The organism is Nocardioides sp. T2.26MG-1 (genome assembly GCF_950101795.1).
Classification (GTDB): Bacteria; Actinomycetota; Actinomycetes; order Propionibacteriales; family Nocardioidaceae; genus Nocardioides.
Genome location: NZ_CATNLZ010000023.1, coordinates 344,204 through 362,145, shown reverse-complemented (window position 1 = coordinate 362,145; position 17,942 = coordinate 344,204). Strand labels below are relative to the sequence as shown.

17 protein-coding genes are annotated in these 17,942 nt (G+C 74.1%); 8 read left to right on the top strand and 9 right to left on the bottom strand.

The window, feature by feature from the left end; translation table 11 throughout:
* Nucleotides 1-100 precede the first annotated feature (100 nt).
* Nucleotides 101-463 carry a sterol carrier family protein gene (locus tag QQZ14_RS14550; protein ID WP_284535055.1) on the bottom strand — a complete coding sequence of 121 codons (363 nt, stop codon included), beginning with the start codon at nt 461-463 and terminating at the stop codon, nt 101-103.
* A complete protein-coding gene (locus tag QQZ14_RS14545; protein WP_284535054.1) occupies nt 463-1,038 on the bottom strand; it encodes a winged helix-turn-helix domain-containing protein in 576 nt (191 codons plus the stop codon). The genes QQZ14_RS14550 and QQZ14_RS14545 overlap by 1 nt, the downstream gene beginning before the upstream one ends.
* Before the next feature lie 69 nt (nt 1,039-1,107).
* Between QQZ14_RS14545 and QQZ14_RS14540 the strand changes: the two genes are divergently transcribed.
* Nucleotides 1,108-2,376, top strand: a complete 1,269-nt coding sequence (locus QQZ14_RS14540) for an MFS transporter (RefSeq protein WP_284535053.1) — start codon at nt 1,108-1,110, stop codon at nt 2,374-2,376.
* 63 nt (nt 2,377-2,439) lie between these two features.
* Here QQZ14_RS14540 and QQZ14_RS14535 read toward each other — a convergent pair whose 3' ends face one another.
* Nucleotides 2,440-3,402 (bottom strand): helix-turn-helix transcriptional regulator, encoded by a 963-nt coding sequence (locus tag QQZ14_RS14535; protein ID WP_284535052.1) that lies wholly within the window; start codon nt 3,400-3,402, stop codon nt 2,440-2,442.
* 63 nt (nt 3,403-3,465) lie between these two features.
* Between QQZ14_RS14535 and QQZ14_RS14530 the strand changes: the two genes are divergently transcribed.
* On the top strand, nt 3,466-3,711 hold the full coding sequence (locus tag QQZ14_RS14530) for a hypothetical protein (protein ID WP_284535051.1): 246 nt from the start codon (nt 3,466-3,468) through the stop codon (nt 3,709-3,711).
* Here QQZ14_RS14530 and QQZ14_RS14525 read toward each other — a convergent pair.
* Complete coding sequence (locus QQZ14_RS14525; protein WP_284535050.1) at nt 3,708-4,352, bottom strand: SAM-dependent methyltransferase; 645 nt, start codon at nt 4,350-4,352, stop codon at nt 3,708-3,710. The two genes, QQZ14_RS14530 and QQZ14_RS14525, sit on opposite strands and share 4 nt — an antisense overlap.
* Before the next feature lie 66 nt (nt 4,353-4,418).
* Between QQZ14_RS14525 and QQZ14_RS14520 the strand changes: the two genes are divergently transcribed.
* Together QQZ14_RS14520 and QQZ14_RS14515 are read left to right on the top strand one after the other, a co-directional pair.
* Complete coding sequence (locus QQZ14_RS14520) at nt 4,419-4,970, top strand: helix-turn-helix domain-containing protein (protein WP_284535049.1); 552 nt, start codon at nt 4,419-4,421, stop codon at nt 4,968-4,970.
* A 106-nt stretch (nt 4,971-5,076) separates the two neighbouring features.
* Nucleotides 5,077-5,490 carry a DUF6069 family protein gene (locus QQZ14_RS14515; RefSeq protein WP_284535048.1) on the top strand — a complete coding sequence of 138 codons (414 nt, stop codon included), beginning with the start codon at nt 5,077-5,079 and terminating at the stop codon, nt 5,488-5,490.
* A 4-nt stretch (nt 5,491-5,494) separates the two neighbouring features.
* On the opposite strand, the gene QQZ14_RS14510 is transcribed toward QQZ14_RS14515, so the two are convergent.
* Nucleotides 5,495-6,265 (bottom strand): alpha/beta hydrolase family protein, encoded by a 771-nt coding sequence (locus QQZ14_RS14510; RefSeq protein ID WP_284535047.1) that lies wholly within the window; start codon nt 6,263-6,265, stop codon nt 5,495-5,497.
* A gap of 135 nt (nt 6,266-6,400) precedes the next feature.
* The gene (purL, locus tag QQZ14_RS14505; protein WP_284535046.1) at nt 6,401-8,656 is read right to left on the bottom strand and encodes a phosphoribosylformylglycinamidine synthase subunit PurL; all 2,256 of its coding nucleotides are present in this window, start codon (nt 8,654-8,656) and stop codon (nt 6,401-6,403) included.
* Nucleotides 8,657-8,815: 159 nt separating this feature from the next.
* Here purL and QQZ14_RS14500 point away from each other — a divergent pair, with 159 nt between their 5' ends.
* Complete coding sequence (locus QQZ14_RS14500; protein WP_284535045.1) at nt 8,816-9,880, top strand: hypothetical protein; 1,065 nt, start codon at nt 8,816-8,818, stop codon at nt 9,878-9,880.
* Between the two features lie 12 nt (nt 9,881-9,892).
* Here the strand turns inward: QQZ14_RS14500 and QQZ14_RS14495 are convergent, their stop codons facing one another.
* On the bottom strand, nt 9,893-10,441 hold the full coding sequence (locus tag QQZ14_RS14495) for a TetR/AcrR family transcriptional regulator (RefSeq protein ID WP_284535044.1): 549 nt from the start codon (nt 10,439-10,441) through the stop codon (nt 9,893-9,895).
* A 130-nt stretch (nt 10,442-10,571) separates the two neighbouring features.
* On the opposite strand from QQZ14_RS14495, the gene QQZ14_RS14490 reads away from it, so the two are divergent.
* Nucleotides 10,572-12,023, top strand: a complete 1,452-nt coding sequence (locus tag QQZ14_RS14490) for an MFS transporter (RefSeq protein WP_284535043.1) — start codon at nt 10,572-10,574, stop codon at nt 12,021-12,023.
* 30 nt (nt 12,024-12,053) lie between these two features.
* Here QQZ14_RS14490 and QQZ14_RS14485 read toward each other — a convergent pair whose 3' ends face one another.
* On the bottom strand, nt 12,054-12,299 hold the full coding sequence (locus QQZ14_RS14485) for a hypothetical protein (RefSeq protein WP_284535042.1): 246 nt from the start codon (nt 12,297-12,299) through the stop codon (nt 12,054-12,056).
* A gap of 210 nt (nt 12,300-12,509) precedes the next feature.
* Here QQZ14_RS14485 and QQZ14_RS14480 point away from each other — a divergent pair, with 210 nt between their 5' ends.
* A complete protein-coding gene (locus QQZ14_RS14480; RefSeq protein WP_284535041.1) occupies nt 12,510-13,922 on the top strand; it encodes a glycoside hydrolase domain-containing protein in 1,413 nt (470 codons plus the stop codon).
* A gap of 18 nt (nt 13,923-13,940) precedes the next feature.
* Here the strand turns inward: QQZ14_RS14480 and QQZ14_RS14475 are convergent, their stop codons facing one another.
* The gene (locus QQZ14_RS14475) at nt 13,941-16,709 is read right to left on the bottom strand and encodes a helix-turn-helix transcriptional regulator (protein WP_284535040.1); all 2,769 of its coding nucleotides are present in this window, start codon (nt 16,707-16,709) and stop codon (nt 13,941-13,943) included.
* Between the two features lie 124 nt (nt 16,710-16,833).
* Between QQZ14_RS14475 and QQZ14_RS14470 the strand changes: the two genes are divergently transcribed.
* Nucleotides 16,834-17,928, top strand: coding sequence for a class I SAM-dependent methyltransferase (locus tag QQZ14_RS14470; protein ID WP_284535039.1), 1,095 nt, complete (start codon nt 16,834-16,836; stop codon nt 17,926-17,928).
* The last annotated feature ends 14 nt before the right edge of the window (nt 17,929-17,942 follow it).

The following is a 17,942-nucleotide window of genomic DNA, read 5'->3' as shown; positions in this document are numbered from 1 at the left end:
CAGCGGCGCGCTCGCCACCCGAGAGCGGACGCCCATGACCAGAAGGACCAACGTCCCATCATCGGGGGCCGGTCCGCAGGCTTTCGGAGGAACTCCGTCCCTAGCCAGTGACGGGGAGGTAGGGGGCGAGATCGGCGCGCTCACCCGAGGCGCGGACCCGGCCCGAGCTCTCGGCGTCCTGCCAGGACAGCGCACCGGTGGCCAGGTCGATCCAGGTGGCGGCGTCCATCTCGACGACGGCGGGCGGCGTGCCGCGGGTGTGCCGGACGCCGGGGATCACCTGCACGGCGGCGTACGGCGGCACCCGCACCTCCACCGAGCGGCCCGGCGCCCGGGCCTCGAGGACCGCGAGGAAGTGCTTGGTGAGCAGCCGCAGGTCGGCGCGGTCCGGCTCCGCGCTGCGGACCCGGTCGAGGGCGGCCGCGACCTCGGCGGGGTCGGCGGGGCGCAGACGGGCGGGCATCAGTCCTCGGCCTCCTCGGGCTCGGGGTAGGGCTGGATCAGCTGATAGATCGAGTACGTCGCGCGCGCGTCGTCGGTCCCGGCGGTGCCCTGGGTGCGCCCGCGCCAGCGCTCGACGACCTCGCCGATCTCGCCGAGCAGCTCCTGCGACTCCTCGGGAGTGAGCCGCAACGCCCACTCCGAGACGCTCTTGTGCCGCCCCGGCTCCGGGTCCGGGGTGAGCGCCCGGTCGACGAGGTGGTGCCCCCAGGCGACCGCGTTGCGCTGGAAGACGGCGTACGCCGCCTTCCCCCCGGGTCTCTCGAGCATCTCCTTGGTCCGGAAGCTGACGCCGTCAGGGTCGACGAGCCGCCAGACCCGGTCGCGCTTGTCGCGACCCTCGTCGGGTGCCTCCTCCACCAGCCCGTACTTGGCGAGCTGGCGCAGGTGGAAGCTCGCCTGGTTGGCGGGCACGTCGATGAGCCGGGAGATGTCCGCCGCGCGCAGCGGGCCGGCGGCGAACAGCTCGGACAGGATCCGGTTGCGGGTCGGGTGGGCGATCGCGCGCAGCACCCGCGGATCGTCGTACATCGCCATGGGCACATCGTAGCCGAATTCCGCACGTACTATTGCGCAACAACTATTGCGCAATCTATGGTGCGGGATATGACGTCGTACCGGACCCTCGCCCGCAACCACGACTTCACCGCGCTCTGGATCGGGCAGACCGTCAGCGAGCTCGGCAGCCGGGTGAGCATGTTCGTGTTCCCGCTGGTCGCCTACGCGATGACCGGGTCGGCGCTGCTCGCCGCGGCGGCCGAGGCCGCGCACCTGCTGGGGATGGTGGCCACACTGCTGCCGGCGGGGGTGCTGGCCGACCGGGTCGACCGTCGGGCGCTGATGCGAACGGCGAGCGGCGGCGGGGTGCTGCTCTACGCCTCCCTCGCGGCCGCCGGCATCGCCGGCGCGCTCACGATCCCCCACCTGCTCGTGGTCGCGCTGCTGACCGGCGTCGGGGCCGGGCTGTTCGCCCCGGCCGAGATCTCCGCGGTACGCACGGTCGTGCCGACCGAGGACCTGCCGACCGCGCTCAGCCAGAACCAGGCCCGCCTGCACGTGGCCGGACTGCTCGGCGCCCCACTGGGCGGCGTGCTCTACGGCGTGGCGCGCTGGGTGCCGTTCGCGGCGGACGCCGCGAGCTTCGCGGTCTCCTGGCTGCTGCTGGGCCGGATCCGCGCCGACCTCGCCGCGCCGGCGTACGGCGGACCGCGGCGCCGCCCGGTCCGCGAGCTCGCCGAGGGCGTGCGGTTCGTGGCGTCGCAGCCGTTCTTCCGGGTGCTGACGATCTGGAGCGCGCTGGTCAACCTCGCGGTGAACGCGCTGTTCTTCGTGGCGGTGCTGCGCCTGATCGCGGGCGGCTTCGACGCGGTCCACATCGGGCTGGTCGAGGCCGTCGCCGGGGCGGCCGGGATCCTCGGCGCGGTGCTCGCGCCGTGGCTGATCGACCGGGTGCCCACCGGGCGGTTGACCGTGGCGATCGCGTGGAGCTTCGTGCCGCTGGTGGTCCCGATGGCGCTGTGGAACCAGCCGCTGGTCGTCGCGGCGGCGCTCGGCACCGGGATGCTGCTCAACCCGGCCGGGAACGCCGGCATGGGCTCCTACCGGATCGCGGTCACGCCGCCGGAGCTGCTCGGCCGGGTGCAGTCCACGATGCAGTTCGTCTCGATGTCGGCGATGCCGCTCGCCCCGGTGCTGGCCGGCGTCCTGCTCTCGACGATCGGCGGCGGCCCGGCGGTCGCCGTACTCGGTGTGCTCACCGCGGGCGTCGCGCTGATCCCCACCCTGTCGTCGTCGGTCCGCTCCGTGCCCCGCCCGACCGAGTGGGACCGCCACCGGGTGCTGCTGCCCGAGCCGGCGGCCGCCTCACCCTTGTAACGCTCCATTACTGCCCCGGGTCCAGGCGTGCGGACGGCGCAGCCGAGGGGCGATGAAGGAGCGTTACAAGCGGGTGGGAGCCGTGGCGCGGGCGAAGCGCGCGACGGCGGAGGCGAGGTGGTCGCGGAGCTCCTGGGGACCCTCGACGGTGAACTCGGCGTCGATGCGGGACAGCACCATCAGCGGCCAGTCGAGGGAGTCGGTGGGCATCACCATCCGGCACGCCGCCTCCCCGTCGGGCTCGACGGTGGCCCAGTGCCCGACGTACGACGCCACCGTCGCCGCGTCGACCTCGAACCGCACCCGCACCTCGTAGCGCTGCGGCATCGAGCGGATCCCGGCGCGCACGAACGACGGCGCGTCCTCGGCGGGCAGCGGCCGGGGCCGGAACCGCTGGCCCGACGCGCGCGGCGCGGTGATCCGGTCGACCCGGAAGGAGCGCCAGTCCTCGCGGTCGCGGTCGTAGGCGACGAGGTACCACCGGCGGCCCAGGCAGACCAGCCGGTAGGGCTCGACCCGGCGCTCGCTGGCCGCGCCGTCCCGGGCGGTGTAGGCGAAGGAGATCGGCTCGTCGTCGCGGCAGGCCTGAGCGAGCGTGGTGAGCACGCCGGCGTCGAGCGCCGGGCCGCCGCCCCACGGCACCCCGTCGGTCTGGGAGTGCACCGCATCCATCCGGCGACGCAACCGCGGCGGCATCAGCCCGATCACCTTGGTGAGCGACTGGATCGCCGTCTCCTCCATGCCGGCGACCGCCCCCGACGCGGCGGTGCGCAGCGCGACCGCGATCGTCACCGCCTCCTCGTCCTCGAGCAGCAGCGGCGGCAGCTGGCCCCCGGCGCGCAGCTGGTAGCCGCCGGCGACACCGCGCACGGCGTCCACGGCATAGCCGAGCTCGCGCAGCCGGTCGATGTCGCGGCGCAGCGTGCGCGGGCTGACCTCGAGCCGCTCGGACAGCTCGCCGCCGGGCCAGTAGCGGTGGGTCTGCAGCAGGGAGAGGAGTCGCAGCATCCGGGCGCTGGTGCTCATGGCATCGAGACTAGATCCGAAAGCGGTCAGGAACTGACCGCTTGGGTTCCTAGCGTGCGTGCCATGACAGTCCGCACCCTGAGGCTCCTGACCTCCAGACGCGACCGGATCTCGCTGCGCTTCGCCTCCGACGGGGACGCCGCGACCGCGACCGAGCGCGCCCTGCACCTGCCCGGCGCGCTGGTCGACCTGACCGGCCGCGACCTCACGATCCTGGTCCCCGACGGCCGGGACCTGGTCACGTCGTACGTCACCGACCTGGCCTGGGCGGGGGTGCTCGCCGAGCGGCTCGAGGTCGTCGAGGCCTAATCGCGGCGCCGGGCGCGCAGCACTGCGTCGGTCACCTGGTGGGCGACGCCGTCTCGGACCTCCTCCCGCTGCCGCGCCTCGACGTGTACGTCGAACAGGTCGGGGTGCAGGGCCACACCGAGCCCCTCGGCGGTGAACAGCACCCCGGGCATCGACCAGCGCAGCCCGGTGTGCTCGTCGTCCGGGTGGTGCCCGACCACCAGGAGCGTGCCGCCCGGCGCGACGGCCCGCGCCATCTCGCGGGTGGCCTCGAGCATCCCGTCGTCGAGCAGGTGCAGGAAGTGCGAGGTGACCAGGTCCCACTGCTCGACTCCGTCGGCACCAGCGGGCGTCCACGCACGCAGGTCGGCCTGACGCCACTCGACCCGGTCCGCCACGCCCCGCTCGGCCGCGTGCGCGGCGGCGCGGGCCAGGCCCGCCTCGGAGAAGTCGATGCCGGTGACCTGCCAGCCGTGCTCGGCGAGCCAGATCGCGTCCCCGCCCTCGCCGCAGCCGAGGTCGACCGCGCGGCCCGGCACCAGCCCGGCCGCCTCGGCCGCGAGGACCGCGTTGGCGCGGCCGCTCCAGACACGGCCGGGGCCGCCGTACCTCTCGTCCCAGGAGGGCTGCTCGAACATCTCGGGGGTGATCTCGTGGCTCATGGTCCGAGTGTCCGCGGCGCCAGGTCGGATCGACAACATCCGTTGCCGATCCGGCAAACTGGTGCCATGACCGACGAGACCATCCAGGTCGGACCGCGGCTGCGCGCGCTGCGTCAGCAGCGCGGTGCGACCCTGCGCGACCTCGCCGACGAGACCGGCATCTCGGTGAGCACGCTGTCCCGGCTGGAGTCGGGGCAGCGCCGCCCGACGCTCGAGCAGCTGCTGCCGCTGGCGCGCGCCCACCGGGTCTCGCTCGACGAGCTCGTGGACGCGCCCGCGACCGGCGACCCGCGGGTGCAGCTGCGGGCGGTGCGCCGGCATGGCCGCACCTTCCTGCCACTCACCCGCCGGCCCGGCGGGCTCCAGGCCTACAAGATGGTGATGCCGCCGGAGCCCGACGCGGTCACGGACCTGCGCACGCACGAGGGCTACGAGTGGGTCTACGTGCTGTCGGGACGGCTGCGCCTGCTGCTCGGCGACCGCGACCTGGTCCTCGGTCCCGGCGAGGTGGTGGAGTTCGACACCCGTACGCCGCACTGGGTCGGCAACCCCGGACCGCAGCCGACCGAGGTGCTCGCGCTGTTCGGCCCGCAGGGCGAGCGGATGCACGTGCGCTGAGGTGGTTCTCGGCGACTTCTGGGCGCGGGTGTCGATCCGCGCACCCGGTGTTCGTGGAGAGGGTGACGGAGCGGAACGGACCGCTCCCCTCACCCAGGAGCTCGAGATGACCACGATCACCACCACCGCACCTCGCACCACCCGCAGCACCCGCTCGGCCCGACCCGCCGGCAGCCGCGTCACGTGGCGGGCCGGCGTCGCGACCACCGTCGCCGCCGCCCTCGTCGTCGCAATGCTGGCCGTCGCCTTCGACGTCGCCGGCGCCCCGCTCGGCGTCGAGGGCGAGCCGATCCCGCCGCTCGGGTTCGCCCAGCTGGTCGTGATCAGCGGCGTCATCGGCATCGTCGTGGCCCGCCACGTCGGGCGTACGGCGTTCCTGCGCACGACCGTCACCCTGACGGCGCTGTCCTGCGTCCCGTCGATCGCGCTGGGCACGACCGCCGGCGACAAGGCCGGCCTGGTGCTCACCCACCTGGTCGCCGCCGCGATCATCGTTCCGCGGCTCGCCCCTCGTCGGTGACCGGTCAGACGAGCGCGTCCAGGATCTCCAGCGTGCGCGCCCACGCGGTCGAGTCGGGGTCGATCACGACGAAGTGGTCGCCCTCAACCTCGACCAGCTCCGCGGTCGCGCCGGCGGCCCGCGCGGCGGCGACGTACGCCCTCGACTGGCTGATCGGCACCACGTCGTCGGCGCGACCGTGCACGCACCAGACGGGCACGCCGAGCGGCACCTGACGGATCGGGTCGGCGCCGTCGTCCGCCGGCCCCGGCGGATGTCCGAGGAACGCCTCGACCGCCCCGTCACCCAGGCCGAGCCCGTGGGCCGCACGCAGGTCGAGCACCCCCGCCTGGCTCACGACGTGGGTCAGCCCGCCGCCCGCCGCCGCCCAGGTCGCGAGGTGCCCGCCGGCCGAGTGCCCGATCCCCACGACGGGGCCGTCGACCTCGGGTCGCGCGTCGACGGCGGCCCGCACGTCCGCGAGGGTGTCCGCCGCCCCGGTGCCGCGGCGGTACTCGACCGCCCACACCGCCCAGCCCGCGGCGGCCAGGCCCGGCACCAGCGGGCGGGCGTACTCGATGCCGTAGGCCGGCTTCCAGAAGCCGCCGTGCACGACGACCGCGACGCCCCTCGCGGTGCCGGCGGGCTGGGTCAGCTCGCCGTACTGCGCCGGGTCGCCGCCGTACGCGATCCTCTGCGCGGCAGCGCTCATCGGCCGCTCACCGTCCGAGCCGCACGCCGCGAGGGTGCCGAGCCCGACGAGCGGCGGCAGGGCGAGGAAGGAGCGTCGGCGCACACGGGGTGTTCGGCGCGGACGGCCCGGCGGACTGACGTCTGGGGCAGAACCTGGGCGTCTCGGGGGAGATGCCACCCGAGAGGTCGAGATCTCCCCGGTGCACCGGGGAAGTCACGGACCCGCCCCCACCCACGGTCAGGCGAGCGCAGCCGGCAGCGTGGCGGTCCAGGCAGCGCGCAGCTCGTCGAGCGGGACCTCGAACTGACCCTCGACCATGAGCGCGTCGCCGCCGGTGACGCCCAGCGGGGTGATCGGCACGCCGTGCCGCTCCGCGAGCTCGACCAGCCGCTCGGCGTCGCCGTCGGGAACGGTGACCACGACGCGGGCCGTGGACTCGCTGAACAGCGCGACGAACGGGTCGCCCGGCACCTCGACCACGACACCGACGTCGTGGCGCAGCGCGGCCTCGGCGAGCGCCTGCGCGAGCCCGCCGTCGGAGAGGTCGTGCGCGGAGCTGACCACGCCGACCGCGTCGAACAGCAGGGCCGCGAGCGTCCGCTCGGCGGCGAGGTCGACCTGCGGCGGCAGCCCGCCGAGGTGGCCGTGCACGACGTGCGCCCACTCCGACCCGGACAGCTCCTCGCGGGTCTCGCCGAGCAGGAACACCCGCTCCCCGCCGGCCGACCAGGCCGACGGCGTACGACGGGTGACGTCCTCGATCACGCCGAGCACCGCGACCACCGGGGTCGGCAGGATCGCGGTCTCGCCGGTCTGGTTGTAGAGGCTGACGTTGCCGCCGGTGACCGGGACCCCGAGCTCGAGGCAGCCGTCCTTGAGGCCGCGACAGGCCTCGGCGAACTGCCACATCACCGCCGGGTCCTCGGGCGAGCCGAAGTTGAGGCAGTCGGAGATCGCCAGCGGCGTCGCGCCGCCCGTGGCGACGTTGCGGTAGGACTCGGCCAGCGCGAGCTGCGCCCCGGCGTACGGGTCGAGCAGGGCGAACCGCCCGTTGCAGTCGGTGGCGATCGCGACCCCGAGGTTGGTCTCCTCGTCGACGCGCACCATGCCGCTGTCGCTGGGCTGGGCGAGCACGGTGTTGCCGCGCACGTAGCGGTCGTACTGGTCGGTGATCCACGACTTGTCGCAGAGGTTGGGACTCGCGACCAGCGTGAGCAGCGTCTTGCGCAGCTCGTCGCCGCCGGCGGGCCGCGGCAGCGTCTCCGCGGCGTCGGCCTGGAGGTCGTCCTGAGAGGCGGGCCGGGCGAAGGGGCGGTGGTACGTCGGGCCGTCGTGCGCGACGGACCGCGGCGGCACGTCGACCACGCGCTCGCCGTGCCAGTCGATCTGGAGCCGGCCCGTGTCGGTGACCTCGCCGACCACGACCGCCTCGACGTCCCACTTGGCGCAGATCGCGAGGAACGCCGCGACGTCGTCGGGCTCGACGACCGCCATCATCCGCTCCTGCGACTCGCTCATCAGGATCTCCTCGGGCGCGAGCGTGGAGTCGCGCAGCGGCACCCGGTCGAGCTCGACGTGCATGCCGCCGTCGCCGGCGCTGGCCAGCTCCGAGGTGGCGCAGGAGAGCCCGGCGCCGCCGAGGTCCTGGATGCCGGCGACCAGGCCGGCGGCGAAGATCTCGAGCGTGCACTCGATGAGCAGCTTCTCCATGAACGGGTCGCCGACCTGCACGCTGGGCCGCTTGGCCGGGCCGTCTGCGTCGAAGGTCTCGGAGGCCAGCACGGACACGCCGCCGATGCCGTCGCCGCCGGTGCGGGCGCCGTACAGGATCACCTGGTTGCCCACGCCGCTGGCCTTGGCCAGGTGCAGGTCCTCGTGGCGCAACACGCCGACGCAGAGCGCGTTGACGAGCGGGTTGCCGAGGTAGGTCTCGTCGAACACCGCCTCACCGCCGATGTTCGGCAGGCCGAGGCAGTTGCCATAGCCGCCGACGCCGGCCACGATCCCGGGCAGCACCCGGTGGGTGTCGTCGGCATCGAGCGGGCCGAAGCGCAGCGGGTCCATCACCGCGACCGGGCGGGCGCCCATGGCGAGGATGTCGCGGACGATGCCGCCGACGCCGGTCGCGGCACCCTGGTAGGGCTCGACGTACGACGGGTGGTTGTGCGACTCGATCTTGAACGTGACCGCGTAGCCGTGGCCGATGTCGACGACGCCGGCGTTCTCGCCGATGCCGGCCAGCAGGCGGCCGGTCTCGGGCGCCTGCTGGGCGAGCACGTCGGCGAGCTCGGAGAACTGCTTGAGGTGGACCTTCGAGCTCTTGTAGGAGCAGTGCTCGCTCCACATCACCGAGTACATCGCGAGCTCGGAGCTGGTCGGGCGACGCCCGAGGATCTCCCGGATCCGGGCGTACTCGTCGGCCTTGAGGCCGAGGTCGGCCCACGGCTGGTCGTGGTGGGGGTCCTCGGCGGCGATGGCGACGGTGTCGAGCACGACGTCAATCTACCGGCGCCGGAGGCGGCGGCCGTACGTCGGTCCACGGGAGGACGCCGCGAGGCTCCCGGCGGGTCCGGGACGATGGCCTCTGGCGCGCCCCGCGCCGCCGGCCGACGCTGGGGATCCGATGACCTCGGAGATGACCTAGGAGCGGTCATGACCCTCACCCGATGGAACTCCCGAATGCTCCGGCGGCTCGCGCTCGCCGCCGTGGGTGCGACGTTGACACCGATGCTGGTCGCTCCGCCCGCCGCGGCCGGCGACCCCGACCGTCTGGATCCGGCCGCGCTGGAACGCGGATCCGACCCGGCGATCGCGTACCTGGTCCGAGACACGATCCGCGACGGCGACCTGCGGGTCCCGGCGACCACGCACGGGCGGCACGAGGCGCTGTGGCAGGTCGCCGGCGGCTACGTCGTCCGCGACTACAACGTGGGGGCGCGGCACCTGATCCGCCTGACGTTCGTCGCCCCGACCGGCGAGCGGCGGACGATCGCGCAGTCCCGCGACTGGATCGAGGTGGCGGTCTCGGACAGCGGCACCCGGCTGGCGTTCCTGCGGACCCTCGGCCCCACCGGGCAGCGCTCGGTCGTCACGGTCACCGACCCGGCGGCCGGGGTGGAGCTCGCCTCGCGGACCATGCGGCTGGCCGCGCTGGTCGCGGCCACGGACACTCGCGTGCTGGTCGCGCGGCGCTTCCACTGGCGTCACCCGGCCACCCAGTGGTGGAGCTGGGGTCGTGACCGGTTGCGCACGATCCAGCACCAGGCCGCGGTGCGGGCCGACGTCGGGCACGACCGGGTCGTGTTCGGCACGCCCCGCGCCGGGGAGTTCTGCAACCGGGTCGCGCTGCTGTCCGACCCCGGGCGGACGCTCTGGCGCAGCTGTCGGGTCGCGCCCCACGCGTGGTCGCCCGACGGCACGCGTGCGCTCCTGACCCATGCCTACTTCGACGCCGCCGGGACCGACCGCTGGTGGGTGGTCGACGGCGAGACCGCGCACCGGCAGGCGCAGATCGCCGGGCGGCTCGACTGGACGGCCGTCTGGGAGGACGACCAGCACGTCCTGACGCTCGCGCAGGGCGACGCCGGCGGGGCCGCGATCGTCCGCTGCGACGTCACCGGCTCGTGCGAGCGGGCAAGCCGGGTCTGGCACACCCCGCTGCCGACGGAGCCGTCGCTGTACTACCAGTCACCGCCGGTCGTCCTGGCCCGGCGCTGAGGCGCGGCGCGGCTACTTCAGCAGCCCGTCGACCACGACGGCGAGCATCGGGCGGACCGCCTCGGGCTCCAGGCTGCCCTGGTCGGCGACGGTGGCGACGCCGCCGACGAGGCGGCACACCTGGAGCGTCTCGACGTCGTCGCGCAGGGCACCGTCGGCGCGGAGCCGCTCGATCACCCGGTCGTTGGCGGAGGAGAGGACCTTGCACTTGGTGATGATCGGCGAGTTGGGGTCGCCCATCGCGGAGGTGATCTTGGCGGGCCCGCCCTTGTGGAGGCTGATCAGCCCGACGTAGTCCTCGAACCAGTGCAGCAGCAGCTCACGGTCCGAGCCCTCGAACGCGAGCGCCTTGTCGGTGGTCTCGTTCACCCGGTCGACCCAGGACTGCATGATCGCGTCGAGCAGGTTCTCGCGCTTCGGGAAGTGCCGGTAGAGCGTGCCCGGGCCGACACCGGCCCGCTTGGCGACCTCGTCGAGGGACGCGTCGTACCCCTGCTCGCGGAACACCTCCCGTGCGACCTCGACGATCCGGTCGTAGTTGCGCCTGGCATCGGCACGCACGGAAATCTCACCTCGATCTCGAAAAGGCCTTGCTAACCGGAGACTCTCTCCGTATTGTGGTGGAGGAAGCGGAGCCATCCTCCGGATCTACTGTACCCCGGCCCGCCGGGCCAGAACAGGACCTCATCACATGTCCTCTCGAGACACCCTCCCCACCGACCTCCCGCAGAACGCGGGACGGGCGGCCACCGGCATCGCGATCGTGCTCGTCGCCCAGCTCATGCTCGTCCTCGACGCGACGGTCGTGAACGTCGCACTCCCCCGCATCGACGCCGACCTGGACTTCGGCCCGGCCTCGCTGTCGTGGATCCTCAACGCCTACACGCTCGCCTTCGGCGGCCTGCTGCTGCTCGGCGGCCGGCTCGGCGACGTCTTCGGCCGGCTCAAGGTCTTCGAGACCGGCCTCGCCGTCTTCACGCTCGGCTCGGCCCTCGGCGGCCTGGCCCAGTCCCCCGGCCAGCTCGTCGCCGCGCGCACCCTCCAGGGTGTCGGCGCCGCGCTCGCCGCACCCGGCGTCCTCGCCCTGCTGACGACCAGCGCCCCCGACGAGGCCGCCCGCAACCGCGCGTTCGCGCTGTTCGGCGCCGTGTCCTCCGGAGGCGCCTCGATCGGGCTGCTGCTCGGCGGCTTCCTCACCGACGTGGGCTCGTGGCGCTGGACGCTGTTCATCAACGTGCCGATCGGCATCGCGGTGCTCGTCCTCGCGCCGCGGTACGTCGACGAGACCGCTCGTCGCCCCGGCCGCTTCGACGTCGTCGGGGCGCTGACCGCGACCTTCGGCGCGGTCTCGCTGGTCTGGGCGCTGATCGGCACCCCCGAGCACGGCTGGACCTCGGCCCGCACGCTGGGCGGGTTCGCCCTCGGCCTGGCCCTGCTCGCGCTGCTCGCCCGCACCGAGGTGCGCCACCCGCACCCGATGGTGCAGCCGCACCTGGTCCGCAACCGGCCCCGGGTCGCCGCCCTCGCGGTGATGGCGCTGATGATCGGCGCCAACCTGTCGATGTTCTTCCTGGTCGTGCAGTACGTCCAGGGCGTGCTCGGCTTCGGCCCGATGACGGCCGGCGCGGCGTTCCTGCCGTTCAGCCTCGGCATCTTCGCGATCTCGCGGGTGACCCCGCAGCTGCTCCCGCGGCTCGGCGCCCGCACGATGATCGTCACCGGCAGCGCCGCACTGGCGGTCGGCTACGCGTGGCTGAGCACGATCGGCACGACCGACACCTACTTCGCGGCCGTGTTCGGGCCGATGGTGATCGCCGGCCTCGCGACCGGTCTGGTGTTCATGCCGATCACCGCGACGGTGCTCGCCGGTGTCGAGCCCGAGCACGCCGGGTCCGCCTCCGGACTGCTGCAGACCACGCAGCAGCTCGGCAGCGCCGTGGGCGTGGCCGCGATCGTCTCGGTCTACGCCGCCGGCGCCGTACCGGGCGAGTTCGTGCCCGGCCTGCAGGCGGCGTTCCTCACCTCGGCGACGTTCGCCGCGGCGGCCGCCGTGGTCGGCGCCGTCGCCCTGCCCCGGCGTGCGCCGCGGCCGGTGCAGATCGCCGAGGAGGAGCTCGAGGCGGTCGCGGTCGAGGCGGCCTGAGCGGCCCCGATCACCGGCAGGTACGGCGGCTCAGCTGGCCTCCGCCAACGGCGGGGTCGGCTGGGTCGTCTCCTGCGTCCGGGTCCGGAGCTGCACGGGGTGCTCGTCGTGGGCCACGGCCTCGTCGAGCGTCGGTGCGTGCACCGGCGTCCAGCGGCTGCCGTCCCACCACCAGTGGCCGTCGGCGCTCGCCAGCGGCGCGCCCCCCAGCGCCGGATCGGCGTGGAAGTCGGGCACCGGCCCGAGGCAGGGCTGGCTCGTCCAGGTCTCGTCCATGATCGTTCCCCCTCTCGACCGCAGGATCGGCAGCCGCACCTCCAGCCTGAGCCGATCGGGTCCGCCGCACGCCGGCGTGCGCGAACCTTGCGCCCACCGGCGTGAATTACAGATCTGTAGTTCAGGGAACCGCTGTTACTGGTGTGATTTCTGAGGTTATGGTGGCGTGGCCTCGACGGGAGGCAGTCCTACTTCCCCAGGAGTCCCGCCATGTCCCGCCCGTCCGTTCGGACCACCCGCGCCCTGCTGCGCCGCACCGTCGTCGCCGTCACCGGCGGCGTGCTCGTCGCGGCCACCGTGGCGGTGCTCGGCACCAGCGGCCCCGCGGACGCGGGCACCCGTGCCACCGCAGCGGGCGCGCAGCGCGCCGGCGCCGTCGTCACCCCCGGCGACTTCACCGGCTACGGCTTCGACCAGTGCCACACCCCCGAGCAGTGGAAGATGAGCAGCTGGCTGCAGAGCTCGCCGTTCCTCGCGGTCGGGATCTACATCTCCGGCGACTCCCGCGCCTGCCGCGAGCAGCCGAACCTGACGCCCACCTGGGTCAGCACCCAGCTCGCCGCCGGCTGGCGGCTGCTGCCGATCACGCTCGGGCCGCAGGCGTCGTGCCAGCCGCGGTACCCGCGGTACGGCGACGACGAGACGATCAACCCGCGGCCCGGCACGAGCGGGCTCTACGGCCTGGCCAAGAAGCAGGGCAACCAGGAGGCCGTGAAGTCGGTCGGCGTCGCCGCCGACCTCGGCATCGCGCCGGGCAGCACGCTCTGGTACGACCTCGAGGGCTTCGACCTGCGCAACACCAACTGTCGCGAGTCGGCCCTGGCCTTCCTCAGTGGCTGGACCTGGCAGATCCGTCAGCTCGGCTACGTGTCGGGGGTCTACTCCAGCGCCGGCTCGGGCATCAAGATGCTCGACGACGCCCGGGTCAACCGGCCCGACGAGGTCGTCCTCCCCGACCAGATCTGGGTGGCCCGCTGGGATGGCGTCGCCAACACCTCCACGTCGTACCTCCGCGAGGACGGCTGGCGCCCGCACGCCCGGATCAAGCAGTACCAGGGCGGGCACAACGAGACCTGGGGCGGCGTCACGATCAACATCGACCGCAACTACCTCGACGTCGGCCGCGGGTCGGTGGCCGCCGCCGAGAAGCACTGCGACGGCACCCGGATCAACTACCCCACCTACGAGACGCTGCGCCCGCCGACGGCGGACTACGTGCCGGCGGCCGGTCGGGTCAAGGCGCTGCAGTGCCTGCTCACCGAGCAGGAGTTCTACAGCGGCCCGCTCAACGGCACCTGGACCAAGGCCACCGTCAAGGCCTTCGAGGCCTGGCAGGCCGGGCACAAGATGGCGCAGCGCGAGGTGTGGTCGCGCAAGAACTGGATGTCCCTGCTCTCCGCCGGCGACACCCCGGTGGTCAAGTTCGGCTCGGCGGGCGCCGCCGTACGCCGCCTGCAGCGCGCGCTCAACGCGGCCGGTCTGCCGAAGCCGGTGCGGGTCAACGGGATCTTCCGCGCCGAGACCGCGACCGCGCTGCGCACCTGGCAGCAGCGGGTCGGCGTCGAGGTGTCTGGCGTGGCCGGGGCCAAGTCCTGGCGCGCGATCGCGGCCGGGCGCTCCTAGCGGAGCCACCAGCAGGCATCACTCCTCGCGCGCGCGCAGCCTCGCGGTGAGCTCGGCCCGGGAGCCGATGTCGAGCTTCGTGTAGATGTGGCGCAGGTGGTACTCGACCGTCTTCGGGCTCAGGAACAGAGCTGCAGCCGCCTCGCGGGTGGTCCGGCCGTCGGCGAGCAACAGTCCGATCTGCAGCTCGCGGGCCGTCAGCTCCACGATCGGGCCGGCCTCCCGGCGCCGCACCGTCTGCCCGGTCGCCTGCAGCTCGGCGAGGGCAGCCTCGGCCCAGCGCCGGGCACCGAGCCGGTCGAAGTCGCCGAGGGCCTGCTCCAGCTGCTCCCGGGCGGCGGTCCGGCGCCGAGCACGCCGCAGCCGCTCGCCGTACACGAGCCGGGTGCGGGCGAGCTCGAACCGGTCGGGCGTTGCGCGGTGCCAGGCGAGGGCCTCCAGGAAGCCCTCCTCGGCGACCTCGGCCGGGGCGAGCATCGCGCGCACCCGCGCCGCCCGGGCCAGCGACCACGGCTGACCCTTGGTCTCCGCGCGACGCAGGTACGTCCCGGCCGATCTGCGCGCCCGGTCCAGGTCGCCGACACGCACCAACGCCTCCACCAGCTCCGGGACCGGTGACAGATCGGGGTCGCGCACCTCGTGCAGCTCGAGGAGGTCCTCGAGCCCGCCGAACCCGACGACCGCCTGCGGCACGGCCCCGAGCGAGAGATCCAGCTCGGCGAGCGCGAACGCGATCCAGGCGGTCACGACATGGAGCTCCCGGCCCGAGGCGACCGCGGTCGCCTCGGCCGCCACCGACCGGCACTCGACCTCCCGGCCCTGCCTGCCGAGCACCCAGGCCAGGCCCGCGAGCGAGGCGCCGAGCTCGGTCGCCTGGCCGCACTCGCGCGCGAGCGCGACCGCCTCGGCGTACGCCGCCTCGGCGCGCGGCCACCGGTCCTCGGTCGCGTCCACGCGGGCCAGGTGGAAGAGCAGGTGCGGGAGGGTGCCGAGTGCGGCCGCCTGGCGGCGCCGCTCCAGCGCCTGCACCATCAGCTCGCGGCCGGCACCGGACTCGCGCAGGTAGAGCGGTCCGATGACCTCCCACGCCGACTGCGCTGACTGGGCTGGTGGGGCCGGCCGGGCCGGGTGCGGGAGCCGCGTCAACGCGGTGACGCCCGCCCGGATCGGGTCCGCGCCCGGAACCCCTTGGAAGACGCGCGCCATCCCGACCGCGATGGAGGCCACCGCCGCCGACCGACTCGGCGCCGCCCCGGCCGCGGCCCGGCCGGCCAGGAGCCGCTCGATCCGCTCCGCGGCGGCGGACGCACCCCGTGTGTCCAGGAGGTAGAAGCAGACGTCGACCACCTCGGCGTACAGCCCGAGCGCCTCGTCGGGCGCGTCGGCCTCGGCCTCGGCCGCGGCGTCCAGCAGCAGGTCGCGAGCGCGCAGCAGCGAGCCGCCGCGAGCGGCCACCAGGCCGGAGACCGCCCGGGCCCGGGCCCTGCCCACCGGTGAGCTGTCGTGGCGCAGGGCCTCCTCGAGCAGGCTCGTGGCCCGGGCATCCTCCCCCGCGTGCCAGGCGGCCTCGCCGGCCGCGAGGTAGCGCCGAGCCCGCGCGAGATCGCTCGTCGAGAGCTGAGCCGCCCGCTCGTGGGCGGAGGCCGCGACCGCGAAGGCGCCACGCCCGGCAGCGCGGACGCCGACCCCTTCCAGCTCGAGCGCCAGCGGCTCGGCCGGCCCCAGCGCGGCGGCGCTGAGGTGCCACGCCCGCCGATCGAGGTCGCCCGGCGGCAGTGCGTACGCGACGCGGCGGTGCAGTCGGCGCCGGTCGTCCGGGGACAGCCCGCCGTACACGGCCGAGCGCGCAAGGGGGTGCGCGAACTCCACCCGGTCCGGGGCCACCGCGACCAGCCCGGCGCGCTCTGCGCGTCCGAGCGCCTCCAGCGCCAAACCCTCGCTCTCGCAGGCCCTCCCGACGACCGCGAGGTCGCCACCGGCGACGGCCACCACGCGCAGCACCTGCAGGTCCGCGGGCTCGAGTTCGTCGGCCAGCCGACCGAACGCGGCCCTCGCGGCCTCGTCGGGAAGCGGGACCGGCAGGTCCGCCGACCGGGTGCCGATCGCGTCCGCCTGCTGGGCGATGACCCGGATCGCCAGGGGGTTGCCGCCGCCGAGCATCGCGATCCGGTCCGCCTGGTCGCCGGTGAGCGGCACCGGTGCGGCGTCCGCGGCCAGCTGGACCGAGGAGCCGGGGTCCAGCCGGGCGAGGGGCAGCCGGGGCAGGTCGCCCGGCCAGAGGTCCGACGCCCCCGGACGGACCGCGGCGACCAGGAGGACCGCGTCGGCGAGGAGCCGCCGCGCCACGAAGCTCAGCGCCTCCGCGGACGGCCGGTCCAGGAGGTGGGCGTCGTCGACGACCACGAGCACCGGTCGATCCTCCCCGAGGGTCGCGACCAGGGTGAGGGTGGCCGCAGAGACCGCAAAGCGGTCCACGTCCCCGTCGCCGGCTCGCAGCGCCAGTGCCACCCCGAGTGCCGCCGCCTGCGGCTCGGGCAGACGGTCGACGCGGTCCACGACGGGACGGAGCAACTGCGCCAGGCCCGCGAACGGCAGGTCCCGCTCGGCCTCGGTGCCCGTCACCCGGAGCACGCGGAACCGACCCGCGTGCGCGACGACATGGTCCAGCAACGCGCTCTTCCCGATGCCCGGCTCCCCCGTGAGCACGAGGACACCACTCTGGCCGAGGCGGGCCGCCGCCAGCAGCGCACCGACAGCGCGCTGCTCGTCGTGGCGGCCGACCAGCATGGACCGTGATCGTAGTGCCGCGGGCGGTGACTAGGGGGGCCACCGGATGCGACACCGGAACCGTGGGTCGCAGGGTCGGACCACCCACCCGGCACTCGGCCGGGACCGATCCCAGGAGTCCGGCATGACCACCACCACCGACCACCCCACGACCGTCCCGCCGATCGACGAGGCCGCCCTCATGGACTTCGTGTTCCGTGCCGTCGGCGAGGTCGGGGCCACCCTCAACTGCGCCCTGGTCGTGATGGGCGACCGGCTCGGCTACTACCGCGCCCTCGCCGGTCACGGCCCGCTCGCCGCCGCTCGCCTGGCCGAGCTGACCGGCACCGGCGAGCGGTACGCCGCCGAGTGGCTCAACGCCCAGGCGGCGGGCGGGTTCGTCGAGTACGACCCGGACAGCGGCACGTACACCCTGCCCGCGGAACACGCCGTCGCGCTGACCGACGAGACCAGCCCGGCGTTCCTGCCCGGGTTCTTCCAGATCGCGTTCGGCACGGTCTGCGACGCACCTCGGATCTTCGACCTCGCGCGCGACGGTGACGGGCTCGGCTGGGGCGACCACAACAGCGACGTCCACGATGGCTGCGAGCGGTTCTTCCGGCCCGGCTACGCCACCAACCTCGTGTCGACGTGGCTGCCGGCCCTCGACGGGGTGGTCGACAAGCTCGAGCGTGGCGCCCGCGTGCACGACCTCGGCGCCGGGCACGGGTCCTCCACGATCCTGATGGCCCAGGCCTACCCCGCCTCGACGTTCGTCGGCTCCGACGCGCACGCCGCCTCCGTCGCCACGGCCCGTCAGCGGGCCGTCGACGCCGGACTCGGAGCCGACCGGATCGGCTTCGAGGTCACGCCGGCCACCGGCACCACCGGTGGTCCCTATGATCTGGTCACGACCTTCGACGCGCTGCACGACATGGGGGATCCGGTCGGCGCGGCCCGCCGGGTCCACGACCTGCTCGCGGACGACGGCACGTGGATGGTCGTCGAGCCGGCCGCCGGCGACCGGATCGAGGACAACCTCAACCCCATCGGCCGTGCCTACTATGGGTTCTCGACCCTGCTGTGCACGCCGTCGTCGCTGTCCCAGGACGTCGGCCTCGCGATCGGCACCCAGGCCGGCCCGGCTCGGATCAACGACATCGTCACCGCCGCCGGGTTCTCCAGGTTCCGGATCGCGGCCCAGACACCGTTCAACAACGTGCTCGAGATCCGCAAGTGAGTGCGATCGCCTGA